This is a genomic window from Mycolicibacterium flavescens (genome assembly GCF_001722335.1).
GTDB lineage: Bacteria > Actinomycetota > Actinomycetes > Mycobacteriales > Mycobacteriaceae > Mycobacterium > Mycobacterium flavescens.
In genome coordinates this window covers 347,085-367,116 of the sequence record NZ_MIHA01000003.1, presented here as the reverse complement: position 1 = coordinate 367,116, position 20,032 = coordinate 347,085, and the positions used below count along the sequence as shown (strand labels likewise).

Sequence of the window (20,032 nt, the reverse complement as noted above, 5' to 3'; positions counted from 1 at the left end):
ACTCCGAAACAACTAACCGAGCACCGGCAACCGGCGTTCGGTCGCCAGCTGGTCGAGGGCTCGCTGCATGACGCGACGCACGTGGGCGTCGACCTCGTCGATGTCGGGATCCTCACCGAACTCGGCGACGATGTCGATCGGCGGCAGCACCTGCATCACGATCTTCGACGGCAGCGGGAGGTTCGGCGGCACCACCAGCGACAGGCCGAACGGGAAGCCGAACGAGATCGGCACGATCTTGGTGCGGGCCAGCCGGGCGATCGGCCCGAGCTGCTTGGCCAGCCAGGTGCCGCGGGACAGGAAGATCTGCGTCTCCTGACCCCCGATGCCGACCGTGGGCACGATCGGCACGCCGGCGTTGAGGGCGGCCTTCACGTATCCGGTGCGGCCGCCGAAGTCGATCACGTTCTCCGAGAACGTCGGGCGGTACACGTCGTAGTCACCGCCGGGGAACACCACGACCAGCCCACCGGAACGCAGCGCCCGGTCGGCGTTCTCGTGATTGGCGCTGATGTAGCCGATCTTGCGGAAGAAGTCCCCGGTCGGCCCGGTCATCAGCATGTCGTGGCTGAGCGTGAAGAGCGGACGGTCGTAGCCGTGTTCGGCGTAGAACTCCGCGGCCAGGATCGGCACGTCCATCGGCAGCAGGCCGCCGGAGTGGTTCGACACCAGCAGCGCTCCGCCAGCGGGCACGTTGTCCAGACCGCGGACCTCCGAGCGGAAGTAGCGCTTGAGGAACGGCCGGGTGACGCCCATGACCCGCTCGGTCAGCGTCGGATCCCACTTGGTGAGCTCCGAGCGTTCGGTATCGGTCACGGTCACGGACCCCCTCGGGAATTGGAACGTGTTCTAGTTTAGCGGAGCGGGTCTGTGCAGGCCAAACGCGCCTGTTTGCAGGATGACGTCGAGGGCTACCTTAGGCCGTATGGAGGGCCGCGAACTTCTGGCGGGCCGCTACGAGCTTCGCGACGTGCTGGGCCGCGGCGGGATGGCCGAGGTGCGCGACGGCTGGGACACCCGACTGCAGCGTCCGGTGGCGATCAAGCTGCTGCACCCGGCGCTGGCCGCCGATCCCGGGATGCGGCGCCGATTCGAGGACGAGGCCCGCGCCGCCGCGGCGCTCAACCACCCGAACATCGTGGCCGTTCACGATTCCGGTGAACACGACGGCACGCCGTTCATCGTGATGGAACGGCTGCCCGGCCGCACGCTGGCCGACGAGATCGCCGCGGGCCCGATGGCACCGCCGCGGGTACACGCGATGCTGAGCGACGTGCTCGGCGCACTGGCCGCCGCGCACGCGGTCGGCATCCTGCACCGCGACATCAAGCCGGGGAACATCCTGGTCTCGGCCTCCGGCGAGACGCTGAAGGTGGCCGACTTCGGGATCGCCAAGACCGCCGGCGCCGCCCACACCGCGACCGGGCAGATCATCGGCACGATGGCGTACCTGAGCCCGCAGCGGGCGACCGGCGCGCCGGCCACCGCGCTCGACGACCTCTACGCGGTGGGCGTGATGGGCTACGAGGCGCTGATCGGGCGGCCGCCGTACCCGCAGGAGCACCCGGCGGCGGTGCTGCGGGCCATCCTCGACGAACCACTGCCCCCGGTCGGCGCGGTCCGCCCCGACGTCGACCCCGCGCTGGCGGCGGTCATCGACCGCGCCGTGGCCCGCGACCCGTCGCTGCGGTTCGGCAGCGCCGCCGAGATGCGCGCCGCGCTGTCGGGGACCATCACGCCGGTGCCGCGCCCCGCCACCAAGGTGATGGCCCAACCGGTCGCCCAACCGGTCATCGCCCCGTCGGCCGCCTACTTCGTGGCTCGGCAACCGCACCGCCGGCCGATGAGCCGGGAACGCAAGCTGCTGATCGCCGCGGGCGCCTTCGTCGGGATGGTGGTGGCGGTGCTGGCGCTGGCAGTGGACCCGTCGTCGACCGCGCCGCCGCCCCGACCCGTCAGCACCAGCACCGCCGAAGCGCCACCTCCCCCGCCACCCGTGACGTCCCCGCCGCCCGCCACCTCGCAGGCACCTGTGGTCAAGGCGCCCAAGAAAGGCGACGGACCGGGCTGGCGGCCCGGCTGGGGACCCGGTGACGGCGACGGCCCGGGCCGCGGGCAGGGAAAGAAGGAGCGCGACTGAGGGCCCCGTTACGATCAGCCGCGTGAGTGACAACAACGAACAAGCAGTTCTGGTCGAACAACGCGACCGGATCCTGGTGATCACCATCAACCGGCCGCAGGCCCGCAACGCGGTCAACGCCGAGGTGAGCCGTGGGCTGGCCGACGCGATGGACCGCCTCGACGGCGACGCCGGGTTGTCGGTGGGCATCCTGACCGGGGCCGGCGGATCGTTCAGCGCCGGCATGGACCTCAAGGCCTTCGCGCGCGGCGAGAACGTGGCGATCGAGGGCCGCGGGTTGGGCTTCACCGAGAAGCCGCCCGTCAAACCGCTGATCGCTGCCGTGGAGGGCTACTGCCTGGCCGGCGGTTGCGAGCTGGCCCTGGCCACCGATCTGATCGTGGCGTCGAAGGAGTCGGCGTTCGGCATCCCCGAGGTCAAGCGCGGCCTGGTGGCCGGCGGCGGCGGCCTGCTGCGGCTGCCGCAGCGGATCCCGTACGGCCTGGCCATGGAGCTCGCGCTGACCGGTGAGAGCCTGTCCGCCCAGCGCGCCCACGACCTCGGCATGGTCAACGTGCTCGCCGAGCCCGGGCAGGCCCTGGACGCCGCGATCGCGTTCGCCGAGAAGATCACGGCCAACGGTCCGCTGGCGGTGGCCGCGACCAAGCGGATCATCGTCGAGTCCCGCGACTGGAACTCCCAGGAGATGTGGAAGAAGCAGGTCGAGATCTTCGGGCCGGTCTTCATGTCCAACGACGCCAAGGAAGGCGCGATCGCGTTCGCCGAGAAGCGCGCGCCGAAGTGGACCGGCACCTGACCCGAGAGGGTTTCGATGCCGCCGTCCGGGGCAACCGTTAGGCGTGAACACGTTGGCCCGGGCGCGGAACGCGCAGAAGCGAATCTTCAAGGCGCAGCGGCGACTGTGGCTGCTGCAGGCCCTGGCGTGGCCGACGCTGGTGCTCACCGGCGTCGGCGCGCTGGCCGCGGTCGTCGTCCGGTACCGGCGCGCCGACGGGTCGACGGCCGTCCCCGCACCTGTCGACGGCCTACCGCACCTGTGAGGAGACAGCCCATGGCGCAGAGCGATCTGCCGATCCCCGACTACGACCAGTTGCCGTTGACCGAACTGCGGCACCGCATCCGGTCGCTGGACGAACCGACGCTGCGCGCGGTCTTCGAGCACGAGACCGAGCATGGCAACCGCATCCCGGTGCTCGAACTGCTCAACGCGCGGCTCAAGGAACTCACTCACGGGGCCGAGCCCTCGCCAGGTGATCAGAGCAACGCCCCCGGCGTGACGGGCACCGCCGGCGGCTCACCGGTGCAGGAATCAACTGCTGCGCAAGGCAATACGCCGCTTCGCCATGGTGTCGCCTACCAGACGCCGAGCCGCGGCAAGCCCTGAAGCCCGCATCCGGTGTTGACCTCAACGGGGGTTGAGGTCGCAGGATGGGTGCATGACCACGGACGTCGCCGCGTATCTGAACCGCATCGGGTACACCGGCTCCACCGAGCCGACCGTCGACACCCTGCGTGGCCTCGTCGCCGGCCACAACCGGTCGATCCCGTTCGAGAACCTCGACCCGCTGCTGGGCGTACCGGTCGCCGACCTGAGCGCCAAGGCGCTGACCGACAAACTCGTGCACCGGCGCCGCGGCGGCTACTGCTACGAGCAGAACGGGTTGCTGGGCTATGTGCTCGCCGACCTCGGCTTCGGCGTGGACCGGCTGGCCGGGCGGGTGGTGTGGATGAACCCGTCGGGCGCGCTGCCCGCCCAGACCCACGAGACGCTGTCGGTGCAGGTGCCCGGTGACGACGGGCGTTGGCTGGTCGACGTCGGCTTCGGCGGGCAGACCCTGTCCTCGCCCATCCGACTGGAGGAAGGACCGGCCCAGCACACCCGCCACGAGCCCTACCGGCTCCGCCACCACGACGACGGCTTCGTGCTGGAAGCCGAGATCCGCGGCGAGTGGCAGCCGCTGTACGCGTTCGAGACGCGGCCGATACCTCAGATCGACCTCGAAGTCGGAAGCTGGTATGTCTCAACGCATCCGGAGTCGATCTTCGTGACCGGCCTGTCGGTGTCACGGGTCACCGACGACGCCCGGCACAACCTGCGCGGCCGCCACCTCGCCGTCCACCGCGGCGGGACCACCGAACGCATCCGCTTCGACACCGCCGCCGAGGTGCTCACCGCGCTCACCGAACGCTTCGGCATCAACATCGACGACCTCGGAGAGCGCGCCGTGCTCGAAGCCCGCGTCGCCGAGGTCCTCGACACCTGAACGCAGCAGGAATAGTCATGTACTGACCGGTGCCGCAGGTCCATACTCGGTCAACGTGAGCCCAGGACCACGCCGGGATCGGCTGCGGGAACTACTCGACGCCGTCGTCGACGCCGACAACAGCGGTGTCGAGGACATGGCGCGCAGCAGCCACGCCTCGGAGTTCCACTTCTCGCGCGAGATCCGCCGCCTCACCGGTGAGTCGCCGGCCGCGATGCGGCGGCGCATCATGCTCGAGCGGGCCGCGTGGCGACTGCAGCGCGGCGAGAAGGTGACGAGCGTCGCCGCCGACGAGGGCTGGAGTTCGGCCGAGGTGTTCTCGCGGGCGTTCCGGCGCACGTTCGGGGTTCCGCCGTCGCGCGCGGCCGACGTCGGCTTCCGGGTGAACGCGCCCAACGGCCTGCACTTCCATCCCCCCGGTTCGCTGTGGCTCGACAGCGCCGGCGACGCCAAGGAGCCCGACATCTCGCAACTGATGGTGGCGCACGACATCGCCGACACCGGCTACCTGATCGGACGCGCCGGCGACCTGAGCGCCGACCAGTGGACCGAGCCCGTCGCGCCGGGACAGGTGGTCCTCGACTGGGACGGCCCCGAACCCAGTGTCGGAGACGTGCTCGGCGCGATCGTCTGGACCAAGGAGGTCTGGCTGGCCACCATCGAGGGCCGCGACTTCCCGGACCGGTCGGCCACCCGCGCGGCGACGACCAGCCCCGCTCAGCTGTGCGCGCACCACATCGTCATCGGCGAGCGCTGGGCCGCAATGGTTTCCGAATACTCGGCCGACGGGCGCCTCGGTGACACCGTGATCGATGCGCTGTGCGACCCGCCCGAGTCGTTCCAGCTGTACGGGATCATCGCGCACGTGCTGAATTACGCGGCGCTGCGGCGCGGGCTGGCCCGTTCGATGCTGGCCCGGCACGGCGTGCAGACCCACCGCGGCGATCCCCTGGAATGGATGAGAGGCAACTGAATTGGCGACCGTCTACTACACCGCGTCCAGCCTCGACGGGTACATCGTCGACACCGACGACAGCCTGGACTGGCTCACGTCGCGCGACATCGACCAGACCGGACCGTTCAACTACGACGCGTTCATCGCGACGATCGGCGCGGTGGTGATGGGGTCGGCGACCTACGAGTGGATCGTCGGCAATCATCCGGGCGACTGGATGTACGAGCAGCCGTCGTGGGTGATCACGCACCGACCGCAGATCGTCGAAAAGGCCCATGCGGTCGAGGTCTTCGCCGGTGATGTCGCCCAACTGCACCCGGAGCTGGTCGCCGCCGCGGCCGGCAAGGATGTATGGGTGGTCGGCGGCGGCGACGTGGCCGCGCAGTTCGCCGCCGCGGGCCTGATAGACGAGATGGTCGTCAGCTACGCGCCGTGCTCACTGGGCGCGGGGTCACCGGTGCTGCCGATGCGCTCGGAATGGGCCCTGACGGAGGCGGCGGTCAACCGCGACTTCGTGTGCGCGCGCTGGCGCGCCGTCAACTCCGGTCCGGCACGCCGTAGCGACGGATGAATTCCCTTGATCTGATCAGGAATTCGAGCTGCTCGGCGACGTCGCGCAGCGGGTCGACGGTGCGGGTGGACCGGCACAGCACCACGGCGCCTTCGAGCGTGGCGATGCACGTGATCGCCAAGGACGCCGCGTCGGTGTCGCCGAATCCGTCGGAGACGAACGCGCGGGTCAGTCCGGCGCGCCAATGCGTGAAGATGCTGCCGGCCACCGATGTCAGCTGCGGTTCCGCGTCGGCCGCCCCGATGGCCGCCGCCACCACGGGACATCCCGCGGCGAAGTCGCTTTCGACGAGCAGTTCCTCCCAGAACGCGACGAACTTGCGGACCAGGTACATCCCACCGCGGGTCGCGGCCTCGTCGATGACGCCGGTGATCTCGTCGCCCGCATATTGCAGCGCCTCGGTCAGGATCTGATTGCGGCCCGAAGGGAAGTGGTAGTAGACCGAACCGCGCGGGGCGCCGCTGCGGGCGAGCACCTCGTCGATCGTGACCCCGGCCGCGCCGCGTTCGCGCAGCACCTCGGCGGCGCTGATCAACATGTTGGTGCGCGTCGACCCCCGTTTCTTCGGGGCAGTGGCAGCGGCGGACAGCTCGGCCTCCAGTGGGGTGGTCAGGCGGTCCCGGCGCGGCGCGCGCGCCATGAGAGCGGGCTCAGGCGGAGGATCGACCGGCCCCGGCGGGTCGCGCGGTGGCGGTCATGGACGCGATGCGTGAACTGATAGCCGGCGAAGTTGACCTCGACGATCCACATCGGCGCCTCCTGACGGTATGACGGACAGCATAAAAGCCGTAACACCCGGCAGCAAGGTTTGTATTCCACGTCACACGGCGTGAGCATGTACATGCAGCTCAGACGTGTGAACCCCGCCGAACTCCGGACGCGGCCCGCCACACGATTATGCACCGGACCATAATCTCGACGCGGCTGCAATCCACAGCTCGGCGAGCGGGTCAGCGGACTACGGTAGGGGCCTACCGCGCCACGGAAGGACGCTCGCATGGGCCACTACAGGAGCAACGTACGCGACCTCGAGTTCAACCTGTTCGAGGTGCTGCAGCTGGAGAAGGTCCTGGCGACCGGCGAGTTCGCCGACCTCGACGTCGATTCGGTACGACAGATGCTCGACGAGGCGGCCCGCCAGGCCGAAGGCCCGCTGGCCGAGTCGTTCGCCGACGGCGACCGCCATCCGCCGACGTTCGACCCCGCGGCGCACACCGTGACGCTGCCGGAGGCGTTCAAGAAGTCGTTCCGCGCCTGGCACCAGGGCGAGTGGTTCCGGGTGGGCGTACCCGAGGCCATCGGCGGGGTGTCCGCGCCCGCCACCGTGGAGTGGGCGATCAACGAACTCGCACTCGGCGCGCAACCGGCGGCGTTCATGTACCAGGCCGGTTCGAAGATGGCCGAGATCCTGCACGGCATCGGCAACGAACAGCAGCGGCACTGGGCCGCGCTGATGATCGAGCGCAACTGGGGCGCGACGATGGTGCTCACCGAACCCGATGCGGGTTCGGACGTGGGCGCCGGGCGCACCAAGGCCGTCGAACAACCCGACGGCACATGGCATCTCGACGGGGTGAAGCGGTTCATCACCAACGGCGACACCGACGACCTGTTCGAGAACATCATGCACGTCGTGCTGGCCCGGCCCGAGGGAGCGGGCCCGGGCACCAAGGGACTGAGCCTGTTCCTGGTACCGAAGTTCCATTTCGACCCGCAGACCGGCGAGCTCGGCGAGCGCAACGGGGTGTTCGTCACCGGCCTCGAGCACAAGATGGGGCTGAAGGTGTCGGCGACGTGCGAGCTGACCTTCGGGCAGCACGGCGTGCCCGCGGTCGGGTGGCTGGTCAACGACACCCACAACGGGATCGCGCAGATGTTCCGGGTCATCGAATATGCCCGGATGATGGTGGGCACCAAGGCGATCGCGACGCTGTCCACCGGCTACCTGAACGCGCTGGACTACGCCAAGACGCGGGTGCAGGGCGCGGACATGACGCAGATGACCGACAAGCTGGCCCCACGCGTGACGATCATCCACCACCCCGACGTGCGCAGGGCCCTGATGACGCAGAAGTCCTACGCGGAGGGCCTGCGGGCGCTGTACCTGTACACCGCCGCGCACCAGGACCCGGTTGCGGCGCAGCTGGTTTCGGGTGCCGACGCCGACATGGCGAACCGGATCAACGACCTGCTGCTGCCGATCGTCAAGGGCGTCGGGTCCGAACGGGCGTATCAGTGCCTGACCGAGTCGCTGCAGACCTTCGGGGGTTCGGGCTTCCTGCAGGACTATCCGGTCGAGCAGTACATCCGCGACGCCAAGATCGACTCGCTCTACGAGGGCACCACCGCGATCCAGGCGCAGGACTTCTTCTTCCGCAAGATCGCCCGCGATCAGGGTGCGGCGCTGGCGCACCTGGCCGGTCAGATCCAGCAGTTCGTCGGCGCCGAGTCAGGCCGCACCGAATTGGCCGGTGGCCGAGCGCTTCTGGCGACCGCGCTGCAGGACGTGCAGGCGATGGCGGCGACGCTGACGGGTTATCTGCTCTCGGCGCAGGAGGACGCCCGACAGTTGTACCGGCTCGGGTTGCAGTCGGTGCCGTTCCTGATGGCGGTCGGCGACCTGGTGATCGGCTGGCTGCTGCTCGTGCAGGCCGAGATCGCCCTGGTCGCCCTGGACGAGGGTCCCGCCGAGGGCGACCGCGCGTTCTACGCCGGCAAGGTCGCCGCCGCGGATTTCTTCGCGGCCAACGTGTTACCGCGGCTGACCGCCGAACGGCGGATCGTCGACAACGTCGATCTGACGGTCATGGAGCTACCCGAGGCGGCCTTCTAAACAGCGCTCGGCGCGGAGGGGCTCAGTCCTCGGGGGTGTAGCCGAACGGCAACAGCACGCTCTTGTGCTCGACGTAGGCCTCGATGCCCTCGGGGCCGTTCTCGCGGCCGATGCCGGAGTTCTTGTAGCCGCCGAACGGGGCGCCGGGATCGAACGCGTACATGTTGACCGCGTAGGTGCCGGTGCGGATCTTCGACGCGACCTCGAGCGCCTTCTTGTTGTCGGTCGTCCACACCGAGCCGGCCAGCCCGTACACCGAGTCGTTGGCGATGCGGATCGCGTCCTCTTCGGTCTCGTAGGGGATCACCGCCAGCACGGGGCCGAAGATCTCCTCCTGCGCGATCGTCATCGAGTTGTCGACGTCGGCGAACACCGTCGGCTCGACGAACCAGCCGTTGTCCAGGCCCTCGGGGCGGCCGCCGCCGGTGACCAGCCGCGCACCTTCGTCGACACCCTTCTTGATGTAGGACTCGACGCGGTCACGCTGCTTCTCCGAGATCAGCGGGCCGATCGCGGCGTTCGGGTCGTCGGGGGTACCGACCGGCATCGCGGAGATGAAGTTGGCGACCTTCTCGACCACCTCGTCGTAGCGCGAGCGCGGCGCCAGGATGCGGGTCTGCGCGACGCACGCCTGACCGCTGTTCATCACACCGGAGAAGCCCAGCATCGGCAGCGTGGAGTCCAGGTCGGCGTCCTCGAGGATGATCGCGGCGGACTTACCGCCGAGTTCCAGCGTGCACGGCTTGAGCTTCTCGGCGGCGATCTTGGCGATCTCCTTGCCGACCGCGGAGCTGCCGGTGAACGTGTACTTGTCGATCAGGTCGCTGGCGGTCAGCGCCCGGCCGGTCTCCGGTCCGCCCGGCACGATCGACAGCACGCCTTCGGGCAGCCCGGCCTCGGCGAACATCTCGGCCATCGCGAACACCGACAGCGGTGTCTCGGCGGCCGGCTTGAGCACAATGGTGCAGCCGGCCAGCAGCGCGGGCCCCAGCTTGTTGGCGGCCAGGAAGAACGGCACGTTCCACGCGGTGACGGCGCCGACGACGCCGATCGGTTCGCGCACGACCAGGGTCTGGCCGTAGATGCCGTCGCGGATCTCCTTCCACACGAACTTGTCGGCCGCACCGGCGTAGTACTGGAACGACGACATCGCGGCGCCGTACTGCATCATGTCGACGATGGTCTGCGGCTGACCGGTCTCGGCGGCCAGCAGGAACTTCAGTTCGTCGCCGCGCTCCTCCATCAGCTTGACCGCGGCGGCCAGCACGGCGGCGCGCTCCTGCGGTGACTTGTGCGGCCACGGGCCCTCGTCGAACGCCTTGCGGGCCGCGGCGCAGGCGGCCTCGACGTCGGCGGCCGACGCCAGCGGCACCTTGCCGACCAGTTCACCGGTCGCGGGGGAGTGCACCTCGATCACGTCGGAGGTGGCCGGTTCGACCCACTTACCGCCGATGAACAGCTTGTCCCACTCGGTCTTGAACGCGGTGCTCTGTGTCATGGCCGTCACATTACCTACCGCGGGTCAAAACGAGAACCTGTTGCAGTCTGAGGGCTCAGGACCAGCACCAAGTTGCTCACCAGGAACTCCCGCAGCACCGGCACCTTCGCCAGCGGCCAGGCCCATCGCGGGTGGTAGCGGGGAAATGCGGCCAGCAGAGCGCCCGTGCTCCGCGCCCATTCGAGCCCGTCGGCGGCGCTGACCGCGAACAGTGACGAGCCGTAGTTGTTCTTCGGCGGATGACCGTGCCGGCGGGTGTAGCGGCGCGCCGCCCGGGCGCCGCCCAGGTAGTGCCACAGCCCGGTCTCGTGGCCGCCGAACGGCCCCAGCCACACCGTGTACGACAGGATCACCAGGCCGCCGGGCCGGGTCACCCGCAGCATCTCGGCGCCCATCCGCCAGGGCTGCGCGACGTGTTCGGCGACATTCGACGACAGGCACACGTCGACGCTGGCGTCGGCGAACGGCAGCGCGGTCCCGGAGGCCCGCACATAGGTCGCGTCCGAGGTCAGCGCGGGCCCCGCGTGCATCTCCGCCGGGTCGGGTTCGACGCCGATGTAGTGGAAACCGGTGACGACGAACGCCTCGGAGAAATATCCCGGACCGCCGCCGACGTCGAGCACGGTCCGGCCGTCCGGCGGCGACCCGACCGCGTCGCGCCACAGGTCGGCGACCATCGCGGCGGTGTCCTCGGCGAGGGCGCCGTAGAAGCGGGCCGGATCGCTCTGCTCGAAGCGGAACGCGCCGAGCAGCCGCAGCGAGCGCGACAGCGTCGCCCTGCGTGCCAACCGCTGCGTGACGGGCATGAACTCGAACCCTACGCAGCGACTACTCTGTCCGGTGATGTCTGCCCGCCCCTTCAAATCGGTGTTGCTGCTGTGCTGGCGCGACACCGGTCACCCGCAGGGCGGCGGCAGCGAGGCCTACCTGCAGCGCATCGGCGCGCAACTGGTCGCCGCCGGCGTCGAGGTGACGTTGCGCACCGCGAGCTATCCCGGGGCGGCGCGCCGCGAGGTCGTCGACGGTGTGCGGGTCAGCCGCGGCGGCGGTCGCTACACGGTCTACATCTGGGCGGGCCTGGCGATGGTGCTGGCCCGGTTCGGTCTCGGACCGCTGCGGCACGCGAAACCCGACGTGGTGGTCGACACGCAGAACGGGATCCCGTTCATGGCCCGGCTGGCCTACGGGCGGCGGGTCGCCGTGCTCGTGCACCACTGCCACCGCGAGCAGTGGCCGGTCGCGGGCGCGGTGGTCGGCCGGCTCGGATGGTTCGTCGAATCGAAGCTGTCCCCGCGCGCGCATCGCCGCAACCAGTACGTGACGGTGTCGCCGCCGTCGGCGCGCGATCTCACCTCGCTGGGCGTGCGGCCCGGCCAGATCGCGGTGGTGCGCAACGGCCTCGACGAGGCGCCGCCGTCGACGTTGACCGCCGAGCGGGCGTCCACGCCGCGGGTGGTGGTGTTGTCACGGCTGGTGCCGCACAAGCAGATCGAGGACGCGCTCGAAGCGGTGGCGGCGCTGCGGTCTCGCGTGCCGGGGTTGCAACTCGACGTTGTCGGCGGCGGCTGGTGGGAGCGGCGGCTGGTCGAGCATGCCGAGCTGCTGGGCATCTCCGACGCCGTCACCTTTCACGGCCACGTCGACGACGAGACCAAACACCATGTGCTGCAACAGGCGTGGGTGCACGTGCTGCCGTCCCGGAAAGAGGGTTGGGCGTTGGCCGTCATCGAGGCGGGCCAGCACGCGGTGCCCACGATCGGCTACCGGTCCTCGGGCGGGCTGACCGACTCGATCGTCGACGGGGTGACCGGCCTGCTGGTCGACGACTTCGACGGACTGGTCCAGGCGCTCGGCAACGTGCTGTCCGACGGCGTGCTGCGCGAACAGCTGGGCACCAAGGCGCACGCCCGGTGCGGCGAGTTCTCTTGGCAGCAAAGCGCTTCCGCCATGCGCGCGGTGCTGGAGTCGGTGCACGCCGGCAAGTACCTGAGCGGCGTCGTCTGACCCCCTAAGCGCTGATGGTCCCGCCCGATTCGATGATCGGACTGAGCGTCTGGATCCACCCGCTGCGCGTCGCGGCATAGACGGTCCCGTCCGCGCCGACGATCAGCTGGTTATCTCCTTCGGGTATCTCAATCGTCTGCAGGATCTCCCCGCTGGCCGCGTCATGGACGTAGAGAAGTTCGTCGCCGGTGACGTAGAGCCGTGTCCCGTCCGGGCTGCAAGGCACTTCTGCGATGCGTGCGGTGCTGGAGTCCGTGCATGCCGGAAGGAACCCGAGCGGCGTCGTCTAATCGAGCGTAGCGCAGCGTAGCATACGTTGCTACACTGGCCCGATGAGGCGTACGATCCCCCAGCGCGACTTGCGTAACGAGAACGCGAAGGTCATCGATGCGGTGACCGCGGGTGAGACCTTCGTTGTGACGCGAAACGGCGAACCGGTGGCCGAACTGCGTCCGATCCGGGGCGGGCGCCGCACCTTCGTCTCCCGTGACGAGATCGCAAGGCTGGCGTCGACGGGGGTACGCATCGACCACCGCAAGTTCCGCGCTGAGCTGGACCACGCGATCGATCAGGGCGTTTAGCGTGGCTGGGCGTGCCGCGGGGTTACTGGACACGTCGATCGTGATCGACTGGCATGACCCGGTTGTCGTAGCGTCCCTGCCGGACGAGGTGGCGATCTCGGCCGTGACAGCCGCTGAACTCGCCGCGGGCCCGCTCCTCGCCGCCGACCCGAGCGAGGCTGCCAAGCGTCAGACTCGCCTGCAAGAAGTGGAATCGCTTTTCGAGCCCATCTCCTTCGACACCGCCGCTGTCCGTAGCTACTCACTTGTGGTGGCCGCTGCGGTTGCCAAGCGACGCACGCCGCGAAAGCGATTCGCCAACCTTCTGATCGCTGCGACTGCGCACGCGCATCAACTGGATCTGTACACGCGCAACGCCGATGACTTCAGGGGGCTCGACGATCTGATTCGCGTTGTCGCCGTGTGAGAACCGATCATCTACGCCGGAAACGGTGATGCAGCGCCACACCGGCGCCCGCGACGAGCATTGCCAACCACGCCAGGTGCGCGATCAACACGATCGTCCGACCCTCGGCTGCCGGCGCCGACCCGCCCACCCGGTAGAGCGTGACGTCCTCGTCGGTGTAGGCGACCGGCAAGGCCAAACGCTCTGTCGACCCGTTGGATTCGACCACCACCCATCCGACACCGGCGTCGGCGAGCAGGTTCTGGTCCACCCCACGCAGCAACAGCTCTTGCACGTCGCGCGCGCGCCGCCCCTCGCCGTACACCGTCCGAGACCCGATCTGCAGGTCCCCGGTGCTGAGCACGTCGGCGCGGACCCAGCGCGGCAGGGGATCGAGCACCGGTGCCTCACCGGCCCAGTCGAAGCGGCGCATGCTGTCGACCGGCAGCACCGCCACCGGCCGCGGGTCGGCGTTGACCATCGCCGCCACCCGCGCCCAACCCGGCGGATACTGCACCGCCGACACCTTGCCGCCCACCCCCCAGGCCAGGTCCGGCAGCACCGCGAGCAGCGCCGCACAGCACACCGCCGCCGTCGCCGCCGCCGGGATGCGTCGCAGTGCCAGCACCGCACCCGCCCCCGCGACCGCATAACCCGGCATCGCCAGCGCCACCCACTTCTGCCCGTCGCGCACGATCCCGAGCCCCGGCAGCGTGTGGATCACCGCTTCGGTGACCACCAGGCCGGGCCCGGTCGCCATCAGCGCGGGCACAACGACCGCGACACCGGCGAGCACCAGCAGCGGCACCGCCGCCGGTCGGCGCACCGCGGCGGGCAGACCGAGCACCACCACACCCACCAGAACCGCTGTCGCCACGACAGCGAAAAGTGTTGTGCGCGAGCCCGGTACCGCGTCGCTGTTCCAGATGCCACCCAGGCCGGCCAGGCTGAACAGGGTTCCCAGGCCCGGTTCGGCGCGCGCCGCGAACGCGCCCACCGCCGGATCCTGCGACGACGACAACGAGCGTGCGACCGCGGCCGCGACCAGCCACGGCAGCGCCGCCACCACCGCCGCGCCCAGCCCGACCGCCGCGCACCAAAAGCGCGAAAGCCCTTGCCCGGCAACCGCAACACACACCAAGGCGACCGTCGCCGCCAGCACCAGCCCGGTCGGAGTCAGCCCGGCCAGCGCGATCCAGAACACCAGCGCGCCGAGCGCACCCCACGACATCGACGCGCGCAACCCAAGCATCGCCACCGCCACCCACGGCAGACATCCGTAGCCCAGCAGCAGGCTCCAGTGACCCTGCAGAAGCCGTTCGGCGACATAGGGATTCCATACCGCCAGCGTCGCCGCCACGAACTGCCCGGCCAGGCCCGCCGCCGGCAGCACCGTCGCCGCCAACCGGGCCGCGCCCCAGCCGGCCAGCCACAGCCCGGCGGTCAGCAGCACCTTGACAACCACGCCGCCGTCGATCACCGAGGAGGCCAGGGCCACGAAGAAGTCCTGCGGCAACGCGCGCGGCGCGGCCTCCGACAGGCCCAGCGCCGCATCCGACTGATACGAACGCGGCGTGGACACCGCGTCGCGCAGCAGCAGATAGCCGGGAGCGAACAGCGGTGCGGTCACCGCAACGGCGAGCAGCAGCGCGTACGCCGCGACCACCGACGACCGCGCCCGGATCAGACCGGTCTGTCCGGAGGTAGGTCGCTGGGCCGCTGGGTGGGCAGCTTCTCGGTCTTGGCCTCGGCGCCGGGCACCTGGATGCCCTGGGTGTCGAAGAACCCGTGATCGGCCTCGTCGAGGCCGGGATCGATCAGCGCGGATTCGGCGCGCAGGCTGAACGACCCGAGTAGCGCCCCACCGACCAGCAGCACCAGGCCGGTCGCGGTGAACGTGATCGGCAGGATCCGGCCCCACAGGGCGACCCGGTCACGCTCATCGCTGGCGGCGGCCACCTGCGACTCGACCGTCTCCTCGTTGGAGGTCACCGTGTAGTCGACGAACGTCACCTCGGGCTTGAGGGGTTCGCGGGCGTAGTAGTGATAGCCGTGGTCTTCCTTCTTGACGATGGTGCCCGACACCGGGTCCACCCAGAAGGTGCGTTTGGCCGCGTAGTAGCGCGCCATGGTGATCGACTCGTCGGGTTCGCCCGGCACACCCCACATCGCGGCGCGGGCGGTCACCTCGGCGTCGGCGTCATCCTCGTAGAGCGAGGCGTACCTGACGGGCTCGACCAGCTCGCCGTCGGAGTCGTAGCCGACGTTCTGGGTGAACTTGTAGGCGGTCAGCCCGTTGACGTCTTCTTCGCCGTCGTAGTTGGCGTCGTAAGCCTTCTGCGCGATCGGGTCGAACACCGAGTACGTCTTCTTCTCGGTGTGGAACGGGAACCGGTAGGCCAGGCCCTCGTGCGGCAGCGCGATGTTGGTCGGCGGCTTGTCGTCGTCGATGGCGCGCGGCTTCTGCACCGCGCCGCCCGGGTTGCTCTCGCTGGACACCGCCTCGGCGGTGCTGCGGTTGACGGTCACGGTGTCCACCATCGCCAGCAGCAGCCCGTTGTCCTGCTGCTGGTCGGTGCGGCGCAGGGAACTGCCGACCTGAAGCGTCACCACATCGGCGTTCGACGGCGACTCCACCGAGACCTGCTCCTGCAGCGCCAGCGGTACGTCACGGTCGATGACGAAGCGCTCCTCGTTCAGCGACGCCGGGTTGAACGCGGTCCCGGTGCCGTCGCTGACCAGGGTGGCGTCGAGGTCCAGCGGGATCTTGGCGATCTTGCCCTCGGTGTAGGTGGACAGCAACAGCGCGGCGATCAGCAGGGCGGCCCCCAGCCCCAAGATCCCGCACGCGGCGATACGCAGCGCGACAGCGCGGTTCAAACCGTGCCTCCTTTTACCTGCAGGACCCGAAAAACCCGTTCGACACTAACAGTCCAAGTTAAGGCGGTCGTTTAGTTGCATGGCCGCCCGCGCTGGACTACCCCTATTTACCGGTTTTGCAGCGTGGCGGCACACTGGTCATCGTGGTGAGGGTCGTCGTCGTGGTTGAGGGTCATCGTGGTTGAGAGTCGACGTGGCTGAGCGCGACGGGACCGACGAGGGCGTCGGGGGCACCCGCAGCTTCGTCCCCGCGGTCGAGGGCATGCGGGCCTGCGCGGCCATCGGCGTCGTCGTCACCCACGTGGCGTTCCAGACCGGCCATTCCAGCGGTGTCACCGGCCGCGTACTGGGCCGGTTCGACCTGGCCGTCGCGTTGTTCTTCGCGCTGTCGGGGTTCCTGCTGTGGCGCGGGCACGCCGCGGCCGCCCGGGGGCTGCGTCCGGTCCCGCCGACCGGCCACTACCTGCGCTCACGCCTGGTCCGGATCATGCCGGCCTACCTGGTCGCGGTGGTGGTCATCCTGCTGCTGCTGCCCGGGGCCGTCGACGCCCGCGCCGATCTGACGGTCTGGCTGGCCAACCTCACCCTCACCCAGATCTACGTGCCGCTGACGCTGACCGCCGGGCTGACCCAGATGTGGAGCCTGTCGGTCGAGGTGGCCTTCTATATCGCGCTGCCGTTCCTGGCCCTGCTGGTGCGACGGGTGCCGGTGCGCGCGCGTATCCCCGTCCTGGCGGCGGCCGCGGTGGCCAGCCTGTTCTGGATCCGCATCCCGTTCGAACCGGACACCGGGCACAACCTGTGGAACTGGCCGCCGGCGTTCTTCTCCTGGTTCGCCGCCGGCATGATCCTGGCCGAACTGACCGTGACCAAGGTGGGCTGGGCGCACCGGGTGGGCCGGCAGCCGATCGTGATGGCGCTGGTCGCGGCGGGCGCGTTCGCGGTGGCGGCCTCGCCGCTGGCCGGCAACGAGGGCCTGCAGTTCGGCAGCATCACCCAGGTGACGGTCAAGACCGCGATGGGCGCCGTGGTGGCGGGCGCGCTGCTGGCGCCGCTGGTGCTCGACCGGCCCGGCACCCCGCACCGGATCCTCGGCAGCACCACGATGGTCACGCTCGGCCGCTGGTCCTACGGGCTGTTCATCTGGCACCTGGCCGCGCTGGCCATGGTGTTCCCGATGATCGGGCAGTTCGCGTTCAACGGCAACATGCCGGTGGTGCTGGTGCTGACGCTGATCTTCGGGTTCGCGATCGCGGCGGTCAGCTACGCGCTGATCGAGGAGCCGTGCCGACAGGCGCTGCGGCGCTGGGAGTTCCGGCGCGCGCGTCCGGTCCCGCCGCTGGACTCGTCGGTCAGCGGCACAGCCGAGCCGATCTCGCGTTAGTTGGATTGCGCGGCCCGCGCGTTAGTTGGATTGCGCGGCCCGCGCGTTAGTTGGATTGCGCGGCCCGCGCGTTAGTTGGATTGCGCGGCCCGCGCGAGAACCTCATCGCGCACCGCCGAACGCCGCGCCTTGCCCGCGTCGTCACGCAACGGCACCTCGCTGAACTCCACGCTGCGCGGCACCTTGTAGTGCTCGAGTCGCTGCGACAGGAACGCGATGACGGCGTCCTCGTCGAGGCCGTCGGCCTGCACCAGCGCGTGCGGCACCTGTCCCAGATCGTCGTCGGGCACCCCGACCACCAGACACGACAGCACCTGCGGGTGCTCGCTGAGCGCCGACTCGATCTCGGCGGGGTAGACGTTGCGGCCGCCGACGGTGAACATGTCGACGCGGCGGTCGTTGAGGTACAGGAACCCGTCGGCGTCGAAATAGCCGAGATCGCCCAGTGAGTCCCAACCATCGCGCGACTTCGCGGTGGCACCGACGTAGCGGTAGGTGGGTGCGCTGCCCGGGACCGGGCGCATGTAGATCTCACCGACGACGCCGGGCGGGCACTCGTTGCCGTCGTCGTCGAGCACCTTCATCTCACCGGCCACGACGACACCCACCGACCCCGGGTGCGCCAGCCACTGCTCACCGGAGATGAACGTCAGCGCCTGTAACTCGGTGCCGCCGTACAGCTCCCACACCGCATCCGGGCTGAGCAGCTCGATCCACGCCCTTTTGATCGCCGGTGGGCACGGCGCGGCCAGATGCCAGAACCGGCGGATCGACGACAGATCGTAGGCCTGCGGGTTCTCGCGGTACACCGGCAGCAGACGCTGCATGATCGTCGGCACGGTCGTCAGGAACGTGACGCGGTGCTCGGTGACCAACCGCAGGAATTCGTGCGGGTCGAACCGCGGCATCATCACCATGTGGTGGCCCTGCACCAGCCCGATCGCGAACGTGGTGAAACCGGTGTTGTGGCTCAACGGCACCGAGAGCAGGTTGACGTCACCCTCCTGCGCGCCGAGCGGGTACCCGGCCAGCGCCGGGAACCGGCTGTCGCTGCCGGACTCGATGAGCTTGGGCCGTCCCGTGCTGCCGCCGGAGGCCATCGCCTTGAACACCGGCGACACCCGTTCCGGCAGCGGCCCGTCCGACAGCGCCGGGTCGGGTGAAAAGTCCGCGGGCACACTGGGTGTGCGACCGGTCGGGTCGTCGCGGCCGACCACCAACGCGCGGGCTTGAGCTCCAGCAGGCCGGCCAACTCGGCGTCGGGCAGCCGCGGAGACAGCGGCTGCGGCACGGCGCCCAGCTTCCACGCCGCCACCACCGCCTGCGCCCACCCGATCGAGTTGGGTAGCACGACGGTCACGTAATCACCCTGCCGCACACCGAGTTCGGCGTAGGCGCGGGCCAGCCGGTTGGTGGACGCGTCGAGTTCGGCCCTGGTGATCGTCGTCCCCGAACAGGTGAGCGCCGGGGCGTGCGGGTCCGCCGCTGCGAGCCGCGAGATCTGGGTGCTGATCGGCGGGATCGGTTCGGTCATATCAGTAGCCGCCGCGGTTTTCGAAGATGCGGCGCGGGTTGTCGACCAGCATGGTGGTCAGCTGGTCGTCGGTGACACCGCGAGCCTTGAGCGCGGGGATGACGTCGTTGTGGATGTGCAGGTAATGCCAGTTCGGCATCGCCACCGACAGCGTCTCCTCCGGTAGCGCATCGAAATAGCATGAGGCGTCGTGGGATAACACCATCTTGTCGGCGTGGCCGCGTTCACACATCGTCGCCACTGTGTTCACCCGGTCCTCGAAACCCAGGTAGGCGTCCACGCCGAACCGGTCCATCCCGAGGTAGGAGCCGGCGGCGATGAGCTCTTCGAGGTAGCCGATGTCGGTGGTGTCCCCGGAGTGCCCGATGACGACGCGCGACAGGTCGACGCCCTCCTCGGCGAAGACCCGCTGCTGTTCGAGGCCGCGCCGGCTGGCGGCGTGGGTGTGGGTGGAGATCGGCACCCCGGTCTGCCGGTGCGCGGCCGCGACCGCGCGCAGCACCCGCTCGACGCCGGGCGTCACACCGGGTTCGTCGGTGGCGCATTTGAGGATCGCCGCCCGGATGCCCGTGTCGGCGAAGCCTTCCTCGATGTCGCGGACGAACATCTCGGTCATGATCTCCGGGCCGCCCAGCGCGGTGCCGGGACCGCGGAAATGGAAGTGCATGGGCAGGTCGTTGTAGGTGTACAGGCCGGTGGCCACCACGATGTTCAACTCGGTCGCCGCGGCGATCCTGGCGATCCGCGGCAGGTACCGGCCGAGCCCGATGACCGTGAGGTCGACGATGCTGTCCACGCCGCGCGACTTCAGTTCGTTGAGGCGCTCGATCGCGGCGGCGATGCGCCGGTCCTCGTCGCCCCAGCCCTCGGGGTGGTTCTCGACGACCTCAGTGGACATGATGAAGACGTGCTCGTGCATGAGCGTGACACCGAGATCAGCGGTGTCGATCGCTCCGCGAGCGGTGTTGATCTGCGGCACCCGGCCGATGCTAGGCCTGCAGTT

At 69.5% G+C, this 20,032-nt stretch carries 21 protein-coding genes and 1 pseudogene; 12 read left to right on the top strand and 10 right to left on the bottom strand.

Annotated features, from left to right (window positions below; all coding sequences use genetic code 11):
- Nucleotides 1–12: 12 nt before the first annotated feature.
- Nucleotides 13–822 (bottom strand): lysophospholipid acyltransferase family protein, encoded by an 810-nt coding sequence (locus tag BHQ18_RS06155; RefSeq protein ID WP_069412666.1) that lies wholly within the window; start codon nucleotides 820–822, stop codon nucleotides 13–15.
- A 103-nt stretch (nucleotides 823–925) separates the two neighbouring features.
- On the opposite strand from BHQ18_RS06155, the gene BHQ18_RS06150 reads away from it, so the two are divergent.
- From BHQ18_RS06150 to BHQ18_RS06120, 7 genes are read left to right on the top strand one after another with little or no spacing between them, the layout of a single operon-like run.
- Nucleotides 926–2,140, top strand: a complete 1,215-nt coding sequence (locus BHQ18_RS06150; protein WP_069412665.1) for a protein kinase domain-containing protein — start codon at nucleotides 926–928, stop codon at nucleotides 2,138–2,140.
- A gap of 13 nt (nucleotides 2,141–2,153) precedes the next feature.
- Nucleotides 2,154–2,936, top strand: coding sequence for a crotonase/enoyl-CoA hydratase family protein (locus BHQ18_RS06145; protein WP_069412740.1), 783 nt, complete (start codon nucleotides 2,154–2,156; stop codon nucleotides 2,934–2,936).
- Between the two features lie 43 nt (nucleotides 2,937–2,979).
- Entirely contained in the window at nucleotides 2,980–3,180 is a 201-nt protein-coding gene (locus BHQ18_RS06140; RefSeq protein WP_069412664.1) for a hypothetical protein, read from the top strand.
- Between the two features lie 11 nt (nucleotides 3,181–3,191).
- The gene (locus BHQ18_RS06135) at nucleotides 3,192–3,524 is read left to right on the top strand and encodes a DUF8129 domain-containing protein (protein ID WP_069412663.1); all 333 of its coding nucleotides are present in this window, start codon (nucleotides 3,192–3,194) and stop codon (nucleotides 3,522–3,524) included.
- Nucleotides 3,525–3,576: 52 nt separating this feature from the next.
- Nucleotides 3,577–4,404, top strand: a complete 828-nt coding sequence (locus tag BHQ18_RS06130) for an arylamine N-acetyltransferase family protein (protein ID WP_069412662.1) — start codon at nucleotides 3,577–3,579, stop codon at nucleotides 4,402–4,404.
- Nucleotides 4,405–4,459: 55 nt separating this feature from the next.
- Nucleotides 4,460–5,377, top strand: coding sequence for a helix-turn-helix domain-containing protein (locus tag BHQ18_RS06125; protein WP_069412661.1), 918 nt, complete (start codon nucleotides 4,460–4,462; stop codon nucleotides 5,375–5,377).
- 1 nt (nucleotide 5,378) lies between these two features.
- Complete coding sequence (locus BHQ18_RS06120) at nucleotides 5,379–5,930, top strand: dihydrofolate reductase family protein (RefSeq protein ID WP_069412660.1); 552 nt, start codon at nucleotides 5,379–5,381, stop codon at nucleotides 5,928–5,930.
- On the opposite strand, the gene BHQ18_RS06115 is transcribed toward BHQ18_RS06120, so the two are convergent.
- Both BHQ18_RS06115 and BHQ18_RS30040 read right to left on the bottom strand, forming a co-directional pair.
- On the bottom strand, nucleotides 5,896–6,468 hold the full coding sequence (locus BHQ18_RS06115) for a TetR/AcrR family transcriptional regulator (protein WP_069412739.1): 573 nt from the start codon (nucleotides 6,466–6,468) through the stop codon (nucleotides 5,896–5,898). The two genes, BHQ18_RS06120 and BHQ18_RS06115, sit on opposite strands and share 35 nt — an antisense overlap.
- A 71-nt stretch (nucleotides 6,469–6,539) precedes the next feature.
- Nucleotides 6,540–6,680, bottom strand: a complete 141-nt coding sequence (locus tag BHQ18_RS30040; protein ID WP_165614538.1) for a hypothetical protein — start codon at nucleotides 6,678–6,680, stop codon at nucleotides 6,540–6,542.
- Nucleotides 6,681–6,927: 247 nt separating this feature from the next.
- On the opposite strand from BHQ18_RS30040, the gene BHQ18_RS06110 reads away from it, so the two are divergent.
- Nucleotides 6,928–8,763, top strand: coding sequence for an acyl-CoA dehydrogenase (locus BHQ18_RS06110; RefSeq protein WP_069412659.1), 1,836 nt, complete (start codon nucleotides 6,928–6,930; stop codon nucleotides 8,761–8,763).
- A 22-nt stretch (nucleotides 8,764–8,785) separates the two neighbouring features.
- On the opposite strand, the gene BHQ18_RS06105 is transcribed toward BHQ18_RS06110, so the two are convergent.
- Both BHQ18_RS06105 and BHQ18_RS06100 read right to left on the bottom strand, forming a co-directional pair.
- Nucleotides 8,786–10,261, bottom strand: coding sequence for an aldehyde dehydrogenase (locus tag BHQ18_RS06105; RefSeq protein ID WP_069412658.1), 1,476 nt, complete (start codon nucleotides 10,259–10,261; stop codon nucleotides 8,786–8,788).
- A gap of 14 nt (nucleotides 10,262–10,275) precedes the next feature.
- Nucleotides 10,276–11,067 carry a class I SAM-dependent methyltransferase gene (locus tag BHQ18_RS06100; RefSeq protein ID WP_069412657.1) on the bottom strand — a complete coding sequence of 264 codons (792 nt, stop codon included), beginning with the start codon at nucleotides 11,065–11,067 and terminating at the stop codon, nucleotides 10,276–10,278.
- Nucleotides 11,068–11,104: 37 nt separating this feature from the next.
- Between BHQ18_RS06100 and BHQ18_RS06095 the strand changes: the two genes are divergently transcribed.
- A complete protein-coding gene (locus BHQ18_RS06095; RefSeq protein ID WP_069412656.1) occupies nucleotides 11,105–12,265 on the top strand; it encodes a glycosyltransferase family 4 protein in 1,161 nt (386 codons plus the stop codon).
- Between the two features lie 4 nt (nucleotides 12,266–12,269).
- Here BHQ18_RS06095 and BHQ18_RS06090 read toward each other — a convergent pair whose 3' ends face one another.
- Entirely contained in the window at nucleotides 12,270–12,491 is a 222-nt protein-coding gene (locus BHQ18_RS06090; RefSeq protein ID WP_069412655.1) for a YncE family protein, read from the bottom strand.
- A 106-nt stretch (nucleotides 12,492–12,597) separates the two neighbouring features.
- Here BHQ18_RS06090 and BHQ18_RS06085 point away from each other — a divergent pair, with 106 nt between their 5' ends.
- Together BHQ18_RS06085 and BHQ18_RS06080 are read left to right on the top strand one after the other, a co-directional pair.
- Nucleotides 12,598–12,846, top strand: a complete 249-nt coding sequence (locus tag BHQ18_RS06085) for a type II toxin-antitoxin system Phd/YefM family antitoxin (RefSeq protein ID WP_069412654.1) — start codon at nucleotides 12,598–12,600, stop codon at nucleotides 12,844–12,846.
- A gap of 1 nt (nucleotide 12,847) precedes the next feature.
- Entirely contained in the window at nucleotides 12,848–13,252 is a 405-nt protein-coding gene (locus BHQ18_RS06080) for a type II toxin-antitoxin system VapC family toxin (protein ID WP_069412653.1), read from the top strand.
- Between the two features lie 7 nt (nucleotides 13,253–13,259).
- Here the strand turns inward: BHQ18_RS06080 and BHQ18_RS06075 are convergent, their stop codons facing one another.
- A complete protein-coding gene (locus tag BHQ18_RS06075; protein WP_109789200.1) occupies nucleotides 13,260–14,897 on the bottom strand; it encodes an MmpA family trehalose lipid delivery protein in 1,638 nt (545 codons plus the stop codon).
- Between the two features lie 17 nt (nucleotides 14,898–14,914).
- Nucleotides 14,915–16,111, bottom strand: a complete 1,197-nt coding sequence (locus BHQ18_RS06070; RefSeq protein ID WP_069412652.1) for a cell envelope lipid trafficking protein PgfA — start codon at nucleotides 16,109–16,111, stop codon at nucleotides 14,915–14,917.
- A 262-nt stretch (nucleotides 16,112–16,373) separates the two neighbouring features.
- Here BHQ18_RS06070 and BHQ18_RS06065 point away from each other — a divergent pair, with 262 nt between their 5' ends.
- On the top strand, nucleotides 16,374–17,495 hold the full coding sequence (locus BHQ18_RS06065) for an acyltransferase family protein (protein WP_069412737.1): 1,122 nt from the start codon (nucleotides 16,374–16,376) through the stop codon (nucleotides 17,493–17,495).
- A gap of 71 nt (nucleotides 17,496–17,566) precedes the next feature.
- Here the strand turns inward: BHQ18_RS06065 and BHQ18_RS06060 are convergent.
- Nucleotides 17,567–19,029: pseudogene (locus BHQ18_RS06060) on the bottom strand (AMP-binding protein).
- A gap of 1 nt (nucleotide 19,030) precedes the next feature.
- Nucleotides 19,031–20,008 (bottom strand): phosphotriesterase family protein, encoded by a 978-nt coding sequence (locus BHQ18_RS06055; protein ID WP_069412651.1) that lies wholly within the window; start codon nucleotides 20,006–20,008, stop codon nucleotides 19,031–19,033.
- Between the last annotated feature and the right edge of the window lie 24 nt (nucleotides 20,009–20,032).